Source organism: Bacillus cereus group sp. TH152-1LC (assembly GCF_027710505.1).
Lineage (GTDB): Bacteria > Bacillota > Bacilli > Bacillales > Bacillaceae_G > Bacillus_A > Bacillus_A mobilis.
Genome location: NZ_JAQFNK010000001.1, coordinates 221,377 through 234,184, shown reverse-complemented (window position 1 = coordinate 234,184; position 12,808 = coordinate 221,377). Strand labels below are relative to the sequence as shown.

The window sequence follows — 12,808 nt, the reverse complement described above, 5'->3', positions numbered from 1 at the left end:
TATTTCCTTATGAACAATTCCTTATACCATGCTCAAGTTTTGATTTGGAATGAAAGAATTAAATACTTTTATTACTTTCTTTTTAAGATTATCTGCTAACTTAAATTCATTACTGTTTTCTAAAACGTACTCCTCGTCCCCGCTTTTAACAGCTAGAGCAATCGCAGCAAATCCATCATACATTGGCACTTGTGAATCTTCTGGATGAATACACAGTGCTTTAATGTCTTCAGGACCATTCATGAATTTAGGGATTTTCACTACGTTATTATATGTTTGTGCATTTAACAATGCATAATAGTTTTCTTTGCCTTCTAAGAAGGTCATATTTTCTTCTAACAACAACTTTTCTTCTGCTTCCGAAAGAACTGTTAAAAGCATTTTCTTGGCTCTCTGAACAGATTCTAGGTACGTTTTATCGATGTTTCTTATCTTTTCCATCATTTCAAATAAAACAACATCCGGTGTTAACACTTCTTCTCCTGATGGTCGATACAACCTTCCGTCCACGCAATTCAAGACCATTGTTGTCTTTTTGATAGGTTTTTTCAAACCTAGTCTGCCTTCTTCTAATATATTTCTTGTTTTACTTTTAATGCGAGAAGTTATTTGCAATACGTTATCTTTGTATTGTGCTTTCGTCCTAATTTCATCTTTATTTAAACCATCTTCTATATTTGAAACAAATTCAGCTATCTTTTCGTAATTTTGATATTCTTGTACAAATTCAGCAGCATGCTTCTTATCCAATTCAAATATAAAATTAAGAATGGAAACAGTTAGATTATTTACATCTATATGAGCATGTTTTGGTAAAGAAACCTTTTCATGCTTTAATTCCTCTTGGAACTCAAAAATTCTGGTTAGGTTCTTTTCTTTGCCTTCCATTTCTGTTTGCAGCTGTTCTTTGGTTTTAGTAAGAATAGCATATTCCGAAAACTGTAACTCTTCTTGAAGAGTTGAAAGCATTGTTTTAAGTTCATTTTCATGTTGGCTTGCTTTTCTAATAACCTCTTCTAACTTTTTGATTCTACTACTACCTGCTACAACCAATTCAAATTTTTCTTTATATGCTACTCTTTGCTTAGTCACGTACTGCATCAGGTCATTTGAGGTAGCTCCATTACATAAAGAAAGACCGAAATGACCGAAGTGTAAATCAACTTGTCTTCCATTATCTCTAACATGTAATTCATAAATATCGATAATATCTGCTATCTCCCGATAATTCACGTCGTGAGTTTCAAAATATTCATCAATACACTTTTGAGCTCTTTTTATAGTGTTATGAAGTGCCTGTTCTTTTCTTCTAATCTCAGAAGGATACACAGTTTTACCATATATGCTTCTTATGTAACTTGCAATAACACTCATCTTCACTTCAATTTTTAAAGCATCTTTCAGCGAATAATCTTCTTCTGGCTTTACCGTCACAGCATCCATTATTGTTCCGAATTCCTTAATAGTAAACTTTTCTGTATCTATCTCTTTTGCAACGACAGTGTATTTCTTTTTTAGTTCATATATAGCCATAGCTGAAAAGTAAACCGGAATATTTAAACCAAATCCGAGTTTTGTATCCTTTAAAAAGGCAAACATCTTTTCTTTATTTTCTCTTATGTACTGGACTTGTTCCTCATATAATTTTCCTTGTTCCATTATGTATTCCCCTCTTATCCAGCTCTCATTTTTTTAGTTGCGACATAATCACGACTAGTATCTAATGATTCTTTTTCTGGATTGTACTTTTTATGGTCTTCATATTTCGTTTTCTTTTCTTTTTCTGCCTCGTACATTTTTAAGGAACCTTGCGATTTTTCACTTTCTTCTTTTGTTTTCGTAACTTCTTTATTCTCGATATCTGATTGGTCTTGTTTAACTGGTGCCACTTCATTAAGCGGTTTATCAATCTGTTTCTTTGGTTTCTTGTAAATAAGTTCACCTAAATTTGGGTCATAACGTGTTACTTCTTCTTTCTTCTTGAAAATACCCAGAACTCTTTTGACAGAATAAAAACGATAACCGGATTTTTGTAAGTCATAAAACATGGCTTCCATATGCTCTTCAGCCTCTTTATCACCTGGCTCCCAATTTAACGTTAATTTTCTGTCCCCTGTATGGTCCTGAATTTCGATATTAAGCTGCATCATGTTCTCCATTTTCTTTTCTCCTTTATAAAATCGTCTGAATGGTATGTTTATCAATATGATAAAATACCATCTTTCCTGTCTTAAATGCTACAATACGTTGATTTTCTCCTGTAGTAGCCTCCACTAACATGTCATTCTTTCTGGATATACAAAATCCCCAATGATTCATTTTGGATTCCGCTTCTGACAAAGAAAAAGTAGTATGAACTTGTATGGAATCACCATTACAAATCATATACATACGTGTGCTACCCATTTCTTTTTTCAGAAACTGTTTTTTTTGGCATCGACACTCTTCATCTAAATAAATTGAAATATCCACTGAAGATTCTTCCCTCGTCCAAATGTTATATCGAATCTCTTCAAAGGAAGGGTCCTTATCCAATAAAATTTTTAAAGCTTCTGTTACTTGAATGGATGTCGTCATTGTCAATGCCGGTAAAATAACCCCATTTATATCACAACTTGCATTATCCTCTTCTGTCTCATCTCCAAATACGCAACGAAAACATGGTGTTTTTCCTGGAATGAAATTTGAAACAGTCCCGATACCTGCTGTTGCTGAAGCATAAACCCACGGAATATCTTCTGCAAAGCAATAATCATTAATGATATATCTAGTCGCTAAATTATCAGTTCCATCTAGAACCACATCTACACCTTCAAGTAATTCAGAAACATTTTCACTTGTTAATCTTAAAACATATTTCTGAATATGTACATCAGGATTTATCATTTTCAATCGCTCTGCTGCAACGTTTGCTTTTAATAGATTATCCTCACTATCCCTCTGTGTATATAGCCCCTGTCTAGGGAGGTTTGTTTCTTCAACCACATCATCATCAATTAATATAATCGTTCCTATACCCATTCTAGCGGCGTATGCAGCAGAATGACTTCCTAATCCACCTAACCCCACTACAGCCACGGTTTTATCTTTTAAAATAGCATGACTATTTTCCATAGGAGGGTATTTTTCTTGTTTCTTATATTTCATCCTTTTCACTCCCTTTTCTTAATCATACATGATTTTTAAGCCTTAAAACAGATGCAATCATACACTATAAGAGCTTTCCAATCATTGTTCCCATTGAAAGGTTTTTCCGAATTTACTTGCAAACAATGTTCACATTTATAAACGTGAGGTGAATTCATTGAACGCATTATCCTCTACTCAATTAGAAAAAGAAGTATTGTCATTATTTCATAATATAAAAGGCATTCAACATTTCCAAAAAGGTAATGATGCAGTTGTTGTTTTTGGAGAACATCCTATGTACTATGCATTTCTTAGCTATATTCCAAAAGGGACAAGCACCACTTTCCCTACCGTTTCAGAATCACTAAATGGATTAAATACAGATAACAAAATTGTACGCACTTCTAATGGAGAATGGTTTGTAGAAAGCATATATGCAGCCAAAGAAAACGAACAATCCATTCTGAACAAAATCAAAAAATCATTCGCGTAATATAAAAAGCTTCTTAAGCTTCATTCTTTGTACATAACTACACATGATAAAGGAGAGTTAATTATGAAATTAGCAGTGATAAACGGTCATATGCATCTATTTTCATCTGGTTTTTCTTTCACAGAAGAAGAATTAATAACAAGAACACACCTTAGTAAATGCAATCCAGAATTGCAACTCCATGTAAATTATAGACATGTAGATGGCGAGGATGAGGAAGATGGAAGAGGATATTATGTACTCGAAGATGGAGACATAATTTATAAAGAATATGAAATCGGACTAGATGAATTTTGTATGAATCATCCCTACGCCTACTGTCGTTTCGATTCTGGAAGTGTAAGCGGAGAAATTTATGTGAAAGAAGATGAAATTGAGAAAGGAAAACAACTATTATTAGCGGGATTTAAAAACGAATTAAATTACGAAATGCGCAAGCTGGAGCTGTTCATGAATGCTGTGAAAAATATAGAGTTGGACATGAAATCCCAGAGTTAAATACATAAAAAGTCATGTTATCGATAGATAATATGGCTTTTTAATCACAAAAAAACATGCAACTTATACTAGCTGCATGTTTCTTATGATTCTATTTTTCTAAAAAATTATAGCTTGCCCAAAAATTATTTTTTTCTCTTAGCTACAATTGTATATCTCTTATGGTTTACTACTGTTATATAATTATCGATTTCAATAGATTCGTGATTTGGCATAATTTTTAGGTCTACAATTACTGAGTTTTCAGTAGCTTTTACAACTACACCTTGTAACTCCATTTCTTTTCTTTCGAATTTTACTACGTCACCTAATTCTGCAATTTTAACCTTTGGCTCTTCTGTATTTGTTACCAATATAATAGCCTCCATTCTTATATAACACTCTATTTTTGCACATTTTGACGGAATTTCAGAATTGCAAACAAAAATTAATAATATAGCCTCGTAACAAGAATCTATGTAATTATTTTTTGAATTTATACTGTAAATAGCATATTGAAATTCACCTGTAATTCTTTATATCTATCTTCCAAAGAAGATAAGATATTTACGTTATATGTTCCTCAACACTTTGATGAGAAAAACGGAAATCCAAGCAATGTATTCGACGAACCAACCAATAAAGGTTTTGTTCTGAATTTCTTCTGAATACTTCAGTAAATAATTTTCGGCTTACCCGGATTTGAATATGAATCCCTGCTCTTTTCTCAAGCATTACGGTGCTCTTAACGCAATAATATCATAATCTTTATCCGTTAATTTATCAAGATATTAACTCTTTAATTTTTTTGAATTTCATCAGATACTTTTTATTCCTTATACAAAGGAATACGTATTTAAATACAAAAAGGATGCTGTAAAGCATCCCTCTATAAATTATAAAACAACATTATAATCTCCATTTCGATAAGAAAAAACATGTTTACTCATTGGATATGGCGCTTCGTAGTCCATTAATGTATTATCCAATAGAAAATTTCTATCATATAGAATGTGTTTTGTCTTTGCTTTTTCATCTGGTACGAATACTAAGGCAATGTTTTTATTAGGAAACGAAAAATAAAATTCAGAACCTAAATTTTCTTCAACCCATTCTTTTATAAAGAACTGATAATGGAATAACAGCCTTCCTTCATTGAAAACATAGAACTTACCAGCTCTTAGTGGACCTGCATCACTATGTTTAATCCAACCTTGTTTGAGAAGATTTTCTTTTGCTGCTACTTGAACCTCTTCTTCCGTAATCCCTTCACCAACATTCAAAAGAGTAGTATTTAACGGAACCGAATAACCTTCAAACCATAAGAAATATACTTTTTGTAAATTCCCTAATAATTCTTCAGCAAGAATTCTAGCATCAACACTATCTGTATCTATTAAACTATCAACAAATTCTTTAGAACGGACACTCGGAAATAGCATATGTTTATTTTTATTTAAATCGAAATTATTAACATCATCCATTTTTTCTTGAGCAGAAAATGAGTTATTTAGAAACTCAATAATCTGATTCATATCGCCACTTGCTTTATATGATTCCCAAATATTACGGAGCGTTAATTCCCCCTTCCATTTATCACTTTGAATTTCAAATTCCATTGTTCCTTTTTGGGTAATAATAGCGCCATCTGGTAAAATCTTCTTCATTTGTTCCTTTGTAAAATCTAAAAATTGAGATTCAGTAAACTTAGCTGTATTCATTATTTTTTCCTCCTAAAATCTTTTTCTTTCACATTATACCTTTAATTTACATTTTCAGTTATTTTTCGCATTATATAAATTATTAAACATGAAGAAAAACCCGAACAAATTGAGCATGTCCGGGTTTACTTTACTGTTTTATCATCATTTTTATCTTCACTTTTACGTTTTTTTTCATCTTCTAACCTTGATTCTTGCGCTAATTCAAGAAGAGCTTTTGCTGCTTTACTAGCATCAAATTCACCAATTTCTTTGTATTTAAAACTCATTATCCTTTCACCTCTTCCGATGTGATATGCGAGACGTTTTATTTATGTTCTTTGTCACTATTTTATGTGTGTCCCGCTTATTCATTCTTATAATTCTTCACTTAGATTAATTTATAACAAGTATACCATTTATAGAATATTTTCCACGTTATCTTCTCTAAATGCGTACCTTGTCCACTCTTTAAACTCTTCAAAATTAATTACTTTTATATTTTTATTCTTTACTGTTTTAGCATTGTTTTTGAGCCATGCAACGGCTCCCTTTCTGGCTCCGCCTCCATCAACAATAATAATGACTTCTTTTTCCGGCATTGCCTCTACACAATTCAACAGTAAATAAGGATATTTTTCATCCACACTTCCTGAAGATTGCTGCCATTTGCATTCTATACGAAGTTTCATATTATATTTTTGCGAACAAAGCATAAACTCTGATTTTCCCGGTTGACCATAAATGTTTGTATATTTAACATTGGTAAGCAAAACCTCACTTCCATGTTTTTCGGGATTTTTATTATATTCTCTTTCATTAATTGTTTTAAAACCATACGAATCTAAAAGGTTTGCAACTCTTTTTTCCAAAGCTCTCCCTGTTTCATTCGCATACGTACCCTTCACCATACCAAACACTCCATCTTTTTGTGATGAAAGAGTGTTTTTTTAATTTAATTAAAATCCTACTGTCTATTTTTAGGAACTACCATATTTTGTTAAATTGTTACCTGTTTGTTGATTTATAAAGAAAACATGATATTAAAAATATACGAAAGAGGTGATTATTTGAAAAAGTTAAAAATGTGGTCGACACTTATTGCTTGCACATTTATATTTTCTGGATGCTCCTACTTCCAAAATAACAGTCATTCACAAAAGCCATTAATCGTTGAAAAAGATGGAATTGAGCTTAAAGTTGATTTAGATAAAGCAACTTATTCAGAAACTGATGATATCAAAATCAAAGCAACCCTTCATAATAAACGAAACGAAATATATAGGTACGAAACAAGTGACAGTTGCGATACCGGATTTTCTGTCAATACTAGCTCAACAGTTCAACGTTTATTAGACATTAGTTCTGTGAAGGTTAATGGACAGGATGCTTTTAATCGAGGATGTGCATTGGTTATGGGTTCTGGCTCAATTCAACCTAATAGCAATAAAACATTGGAAATCGTATTGACTCCTAAAAAATTCATTGATGATAGAAAATTATATAAAGATGAAAAATTAACGATGGAGATAAGTTTCAAAGGAACAAAATTAAAATTTGATATACCAATTGAATTCGAAAAAGTAAATTCGGATAGGAATATACCGGAAAATGCTAAAGAAGCTGCAAATTATTTTAGAAACAATGAGGATTTACAGGAATGGGCGAAATCAAAGGGATTCGAAATGAGTAAAGTATTTATCAGAGGGACACGCGAATTTAAAGATTACTGGGAAATTAGCTATTCCGTACCTGGTAAGGGAGCTCAATATACGGTGGAACACGATGGAAGACAAATCCCTGTTGAAAATGGATATATTCAACTTCAAGTAGAAAACGATACAGCAAAAATAATCAAAGCAGAATACATTGTTGAATCATATCCAGAGAAAGGCGGAGTGATTATCCCCCGCATGGTATTAAGAACTCAATTTGCAAATGAAATAAGGGCTAATCCTAATGCTACATACCGCATATCTGCTCATAGTAATGATTTCGAAAAAGAAATGAAAAAAGAAAGCCCAAACAATAACCAAAAAGCCAAAAATCAAAAACATATTAATAATATTAAAAAATACAACGGAAAAGTCGTGAGGCAATTTGATTCCATTTATATTTACTATGCTAATATGAAAGGGAAAGATATTTTACGTATGGCACAAGATAAAGAATGGGAATATATTATGTTAGCTGATGAATAAAAACTAGGTTAGTAATAGTTATCTTTCATTAAAATGATATTGGAAAGTTATATATTTCTTTAAAAAAGAGGTGATTTACATTAAAAAATTTATTTGCTTATTGACAGTATTATTTTTATTTTTTACTGCTTCTTCGTCATTTGAAATGGTCTATGCCAAAACAAAGTTAATTAAATACAAAAGTTGCAAAGATATGAATAAAGATTATAAAGGTGGAGTTGCTAAATCCTCTTCTGCAAAAAACAAGGGAAGTAAAACAAAATATAAACCTTTTGTTTCCAGTGAACTGTATAAAGTAAATTTCAAATTAGACCGAGACAAAGACAATATTGCATGTGAGAGATAAACATTTTTTTGATAGATAATAATAAAAGCGACTACTAGTTAGTCGCTTTTATATAGAGTTTACTCAAATAATTCATCCATTAAGTCTTCTATTTCTTTTCGAAGTTTTTCCGTTTCTTTTTTATGGATACTTACTTTTCCGTTACTAATTTCAACAACATCTCCTACTCTTGTAATTCGAGGAAACATATTTTTATCAAAGTCCTTCGTTTTCCCATCAATCTCCACCACAACTTTATTTCCTTCAAATCTATCTATTATTCCCTTCATAATTTCACCTCGTCATTAGTTAATTGATTTAACATTGAATTTTAAACTCTTTCCGTCAGTTGTTGCAACAATACTTCCTTGCTTGTCAGTGCGGAATATTTTTATCTTTTTTGCTTTCAATCTATTAATTACCACTGATGTCGGATGACCATAACTATTTTTCCCAACAGAAACAACGGCATAAGAAGGCTTAACTACTTTAAGGAATTTATCACTTGTTGATGTTTTGGCTCCATGATGTCCAACTTTTAATACCGTTGAAGCTATGTTTTGTTTCGAGTTAATCATGTCTGTTTCTGATTTTAACTCTGCGTCACCAGTAAACAAGAAAGATTTATTACCATAGGTTAATTTAAGAACAGCACTCCAATCATTTAAATCGTTTTTGCTATAATTTTTAACTGGAGCAATGAATTTAGCAGATACTCCTTTTAAATTAATAGCCACACCTTTTTTCGCCGTTTTAATAGTCAATCCCTGTTTTTTAACAGCCGCTAAAAAATCCTTATACACTTTGGTTGTATGACTAACTTTAGGTGCGTATACAGATTTAACTTTAAACGCTTTTAGTACATCGTCTAAACCACCCATATGGTCAGCATCTGGATGTGTCGATATCATCACTTCAATATCATTCACTTTTTGCTTCTTTAAATAAGCAATAACAGCCTTTCCATCCCTGTTCCCGCCATCAATTAGAATATCATCACCATTGGGTGTTTTTATGTAAATGGAATCTCCTTGACCCACATTTATAAAATGTACACTTAAACCTTTAGTTGCAGCATATGAATGAGAAGTTCCTATAAATAAAGAAATTATAAGGATACAACACAATAAAACATTATATTTTGTAGTCTTCAATTTATTTTCACCTCCTTTCTTCAAATTACTAAAATTATCAAGAAGCTTTCTTTTGTTTAACATATAGCCATATATCTTTTAAAGGTTTTTTGAAAATATTTACATTATTTAACGACAATTACGAGTTGTAAATTTAACAGAAAAACTGTTTTAAGCCCCACTTCTATAACACGTATATAAGAAAATGTACAAAAAAACAGAGTAAAGAAATTTCTTCACTCTGTTTTTTGATTTTATTTTCTGGACTTTTATTTCAGACTACCTGTTATTCTATTTCTATTATCAATCCCGTTTGATTCATCCCAAATGCCATTTACCATCCAACAATCCATTTGTTGTCTTTCTTCTTCTTAATAAAAGACACCATCAATTACAACACCTAGAGTCGTATAGTAGTCATCATCAAAATTAATATCATCCTCATCATCCAAAGCTTCTCTTTCTGATTCTAATTTCTCAACCATTACTTTTAGCTCTAATAACGACAGAAACATATTTTGTTGCTCTTCTTCCATTTCTATAAATCCTTCGGTAAAATCTCCTGGAAAGAAACTGTTTTCGTCTTGGAAATACTGGTCTAATGCGAATTCATCGTCCCAAGGTATGTTATTCATAACCACTTTTAACTCTTCTATACCCAACCTTTTTATCTCCTCTAATTCTTCCCATCCATATGCCATCCAATCTGGATATAAACCACCTTTATTAAAAATGGACTCTCCTAATTCGGGCTCGTACAAGCCATCCGTATATACATACTTTTGTTCTTCGTTAGGTTGATATTTAAACACAAACTTCTCTACCAATACATATATCGCACCGTATAATTTAAAAAACCAAAAATCCTTTGCATCCTCTGAATAACCGTCAACGGTTGCTCCAACTACTATGCTATCAATGAGCCTTATTTTTTTGGAATAAGGATTAGGCGGCGTCTTTGGCAATTCAAAAACCCATTCCTCCTTTTTAGGTCTTTTTGTAATTCCTTGAGACTTACACTTTTTACATAAATGATTTCTATGTCCTCTTCCACTAAAGCTTTCATTAGATTTGTGAGAATCACATCCCCAACAATAATGTCCTCTTCTCTTTTTCTTTTTCTTTTTCTTAGCCAAATTCCACAGCTCCTATTCCTTATATTTTCTATTTCTATCTTCTATGTTTGTTTTTCTACAGAATAAGCTACCTCTTTTTTACTATCTCATTCGATAAATATAAAAGTCTCCGCTTATCACTTCAGGAAATTTTTCATTTCCTAAAAGACCTAAGTATCCATAATTTCCGAATTGATTTCGATAATATGCATCTACATCAACATGCTCTTCTATGAATTCATCTGCTTGGTCGTCATCTAGTGTTTCGTTTTCTTCTAAATTATACATTTCTCTAATTTTAGATTCCTGAATGCCACTTAGATTAGCCAAAACACCCAAATTAATAAAGTCATCTGAAAATACAATGCCATACATCCTATTAAGCATTTCTTTTCTTGCTAATGAATCGATATGTTGTTTATGAATAACACGATATCTTTCTGATTGAACGGAAAGATTAAATATATTCTGTTTATCAATCCTAGAATACTGAATACTGGATATATCACACTTCGCGTAATTTAAAAAGGTCATGAAACAATCCCCTTGATTTTGCAACGCTTCGAAATGTTCGGCATAATAATGCATTTTAAATTCAATAAACCATTCCACAAGAAAACCACTTATTTTCTCTAATTCATCCTTATCTGATGCTACTTCAAAGCAAAACTCTACCTTCGAAGGACGATTCGCGTAGAATTCCTTTCGGAACGAAATGATGTCCTCGTTTCGTTTTAAGTAGATAATGCTATAATGCTCATCCCTAAACTCTTCACTATATGATTCAGCATGCGAGAATTCACAACTTAATAGAAAGTCTGCTACTTCGTCATTCGAGTGAATTAAGATTTTCAGCTTCTCTGATTTTATAGCCTCTCTTAAATATTCAGTCCACAGTTTGTTCAGATAAATCATGTTTTCAGTCATACATATTCTCCTTTAAGTTTTTAATATTATAAAGTAAAAAATGTATTTGTAATGAAAAACACAAACTTGTATTCGTAACCTTTTTTTAGCATCTAGCTACCTCCACATTCCGTGTGATAAACTGGCTTTAACAGTAAAGAGTATGGAGGTACAATTTTTGAAGTTATTAAAAAGTAAAAAAAGCAACAAGATTACGGATGAATTCCTTGAAAGCACGGATTTCATTCAACCATATTGGTACGATATTATAGATGACCAAAATAATAAGATTGGAATTATTACTGGTTATTCACTAAACATCCCTTTCATTATGAACGATTTCGCTATCAATAACGGCTCGAATTCCTTTTTTGAATTAGACGGAATTTCTCAGTTATGTCATTATTTATGGAGGTTCTTATCTGATTACAGGTCTTCATTCGTAGGAAAAAACGATGATTTATATTTTTTAAACAATATCAATCTTTTTGATGAAAAAGTAGATTTAGATAAAGAAAAGAACATTCTTGATATACTTTTATCCCAATATGATTTAATCATTTATACAAATGGCGACACGGAATTATTCGATAATTACTTCAATGAAAGAGATGAAGAGTATTGGGATAATCATAAACAAATGTTGCTAACGTCTGGCTGGGAATCCGATAAGAAATACAATTTATTTGTTAAAGAAAATATGGAGAAATTAAATTGTAAGTCTACAACACCTTCTACTTCAGGTGATTCTACGGAGAGTAATCCATTAGAGTTTTGGGTTAAAAGCAAGGGATTAGATTGGCTTTGTTCCTTATGGAGTAACATTATCGAACAATCACATTTCGATAATGATTGGAAGAAGTTGAAACAGTTCGAAAGCCCTCATTACATTTTTGGCGTCTCGGATTCAGGAAACAAAATCCGTCCAACCGATTTCATCAAAAATGTCGAACTTGTAGAATTCCTTCAATACGACCCGGAATCCGGATATGTATGCGATGCACCTTATCACTCAAAGGACCTTCGTAGCGAAGGGATTGTTGCTCAATATGATAATGAAATTTATATAATTCATTTTTGGCAGGATTATATGGGTGAAGAAATCTCGGAGTTTGTAGCTTTTGGTCGCTACAACATAGAAGAAAATACATTTATTTTCGATGAGGATACAGAGCCATTTAATTTTACAACAGCAAGTTGGGTAGCAGAATTTTTTAGGGAGCTATTTAATCGAATTTATACTGAATACAAAAATCAACCCAAGAGAAAAGATAACGTCATTAGCTTATACCGATAGTCTTTTTTGCTAAAAGCCAAGAAGATTTAAAC

General features: G+C 31.9%; 16 protein-coding genes. 5 read left to right on the top strand and 11 right to left on the bottom strand.

Annotated features, from left to right (window positions below; all coding sequences use genetic code 11):
• Positions 1–21: 21 nt before the first annotated feature.
• From PDL00_RS01205 to PDL00_RS01195, 3 genes are read right to left on the bottom strand one after another with little or no spacing between them, the layout of a single operon-like run.
• Positions 22–1,659, bottom strand: coding sequence for a hypothetical protein (locus PDL00_RS01205; protein ID WP_270725578.1), 1,638 nt, complete (start codon positions 1,657–1,659; stop codon positions 22–24).
• Between the two features lie 14 nt (positions 1,660–1,673).
• Positions 1,674–2,159, bottom strand: coding sequence for a hypothetical protein (locus PDL00_RS01200; protein ID WP_270725576.1), 486 nt, complete (start codon positions 2,157–2,159; stop codon positions 1,674–1,676).
• Between the two features lie 13 nt (positions 2,160–2,172).
• A complete protein-coding gene (locus tag PDL00_RS01195; RefSeq protein WP_270725574.1) occupies positions 2,173–3,147 on the bottom strand; it encodes a HesA/MoeB/ThiF family protein in 975 nt (324 codons plus the stop codon).
• 157 nt (positions 3,148–3,304) lie between these two features.
• On the opposite strand from PDL00_RS01195, the gene PDL00_RS01190 reads away from it, so the two are divergent.
• Together PDL00_RS01190 and PDL00_RS01185 are read left to right on the top strand one after the other, a co-directional pair.
• Positions 3,305–3,622 (top strand): hypothetical protein, encoded by a 318-nt coding sequence (locus tag PDL00_RS01190; RefSeq protein ID WP_270725573.1) that lies wholly within the window; start codon positions 3,305–3,307, stop codon positions 3,620–3,622.
• 63 nt (positions 3,623–3,685) lie between these two features.
• A complete protein-coding gene (locus PDL00_RS01185) occupies positions 3,686–4,120 on the top strand; it encodes a hypothetical protein (RefSeq protein WP_270725571.1) in 435 nt (144 codons plus the stop codon).
• Positions 4,121–4,245: 125 nt separating this feature from the next.
• On the opposite strand, the gene PDL00_RS01180 is transcribed toward PDL00_RS01185, so the two are convergent.
• From PDL00_RS01180 to PDL00_RS01165, 4 genes are all read right to left on the bottom strand, one after another.
• Positions 4,246–4,473, bottom strand: a complete 228-nt coding sequence (locus PDL00_RS01180; protein WP_270725569.1) for a DUF2187 family protein — start codon at positions 4,471–4,473, stop codon at positions 4,246–4,248.
• Positions 4,474–4,995: 522 nt separating this feature from the next.
• Complete coding sequence (locus tag PDL00_RS01175) at positions 4,996–5,820, bottom strand: hypothetical protein (protein ID WP_270725567.1); 825 nt, start codon at positions 5,818–5,820, stop codon at positions 4,996–4,998.
• A 125-nt stretch (positions 5,821–5,945) separates the two neighbouring features.
• Complete coding sequence (locus PDL00_RS01170; protein WP_270725564.1) at positions 5,946–6,089, bottom strand: hypothetical protein; 144 nt, start codon at positions 6,087–6,089, stop codon at positions 5,946–5,948.
• A gap of 129 nt (positions 6,090–6,218) precedes the next feature.
• Complete coding sequence (locus PDL00_RS01165; protein WP_270725562.1) at positions 6,219–6,710, bottom strand: PD-(D/E)XK nuclease superfamily protein; 492 nt, start codon at positions 6,708–6,710, stop codon at positions 6,219–6,221.
• A 159-nt stretch (positions 6,711–6,869) separates the two neighbouring features.
• Here PDL00_RS01165 and PDL00_RS01160 point away from each other — a divergent pair, with 159 nt between their 5' ends.
• Both PDL00_RS01160 and PDL00_RS01155 read left to right on the top strand, forming a co-directional pair.
• Complete coding sequence (locus PDL00_RS01160; RefSeq protein WP_270725560.1) at positions 6,870–8,000, top strand: hypothetical protein; 1,131 nt, start codon at positions 6,870–6,872, stop codon at positions 7,998–8,000.
• A gap of 79 nt (positions 8,001–8,079) precedes the next feature.
• Entirely contained in the window at positions 8,080–8,346 is a 267-nt protein-coding gene (locus tag PDL00_RS01155; protein ID WP_442868310.1) for an excalibur calcium-binding domain-containing protein, read from the top strand.
• A gap of 59 nt (positions 8,347–8,405) precedes the next feature.
• On the opposite strand, the gene PDL00_RS01150 is transcribed toward PDL00_RS01155, so the two are convergent.
• From PDL00_RS01150 to PDL00_RS01135, 4 genes are all read right to left on the bottom strand, one after another.
• A complete protein-coding gene (locus tag PDL00_RS01150; protein WP_270725558.1) occupies positions 8,406–8,615 on the bottom strand; it encodes a DUF3006 domain-containing protein in 210 nt (69 codons plus the stop codon).
• Between the two features lie 15 nt (positions 8,616–8,630).
• Complete coding sequence (locus PDL00_RS01145; RefSeq protein WP_270725556.1) at positions 8,631–9,479, bottom strand: ComEC/Rec2 family competence protein; 849 nt, start codon at positions 9,477–9,479, stop codon at positions 8,631–8,633.
• 350 nt (positions 9,480–9,829) lie between these two features.
• Positions 9,830–10,594 carry a hypothetical protein gene (locus PDL00_RS01140; RefSeq protein ID WP_270725554.1) on the bottom strand — a complete coding sequence of 255 codons (765 nt, stop codon included), beginning with the start codon at positions 10,592–10,594 and terminating at the stop codon, positions 9,830–9,832.
• Positions 10,595–10,675: 81 nt separating this feature from the next.
• The gene (locus tag PDL00_RS01135) at positions 10,676–11,500 is read right to left on the bottom strand and encodes a hypothetical protein (protein WP_270725552.1); all 825 of its coding nucleotides are present in this window, start codon (positions 11,498–11,500) and stop codon (positions 10,676–10,678) included.
• A gap of 157 nt (positions 11,501–11,657) precedes the next feature.
• Here PDL00_RS01135 and PDL00_RS01130 point away from each other — a divergent pair, with 157 nt between their 5' ends.
• Positions 11,658–12,776, top strand: coding sequence for a hypothetical protein (locus PDL00_RS01130; protein WP_270725550.1), 1,119 nt, complete (start codon positions 11,658–11,660; stop codon positions 12,774–12,776).
• Positions 12,777–12,808: the final 32 nt, after the last annotated feature.

Excerpts from the sequence above, each read along its gene's own strand:
- PDL00_RS01205 (WP_270725578.1), bottom strand. The coding sequence starts at position 1,659 with ATGGAACAAGGAAAATTATATGAGGAACAAGTCCAGTACATAAGAGAA.
- PDL00_RS01200 (WP_270725576.1), bottom strand. The coding sequence starts at position 2,159 with ATGGAGAACATGATGCAGCTTAATATCGAAATTCAGGACCATACAGGG.
- PDL00_RS01195 (WP_270725574.1), bottom strand. The coding sequence starts at position 3,147 with ATGAAATATAAGAAACAAGAAAAATACCCTCCTATGGAAAATAGTCAT.
- PDL00_RS01185 (WP_270725571.1), top strand. The coding sequence starts at position 3,686 with ATGAAATTAGCAGTGATAAACGGTCATATGCATCTATTTTCATCTGGT.
- PDL00_RS01175 (WP_270725567.1), bottom strand. The coding sequence starts at position 5,820 with ATGAATACAGCTAAGTTTACTGAATCTCAATTTTTAGATTTTACAAAG.
- PDL00_RS01170 (WP_270725564.1), bottom strand. The coding sequence starts at position 6,089 with ATGAGTTTTAAATACAAAGAAATTGGTGAATTTGATGCTAGTAAAGCA.
- PDL00_RS01165 (WP_270725562.1), bottom strand. The coding sequence starts at position 6,710 with ATGGTGAAGGGTACGTATGCGAATGAAACAGGGAGAGCTTTGGAAAAA.
- PDL00_RS01150 (WP_270725558.1), bottom strand. The coding sequence starts at position 8,615 with ATGAAGGGAATAATAGATAGATTTGAAGGAAATAAAGTTGTGGTGGAG.
- PDL00_RS01135 (WP_270725552.1), bottom strand. The coding sequence starts at position 11,500 with ATGACTGAAAACATGATTTATCTGAACAAACTGTGGACTGAATATTTA.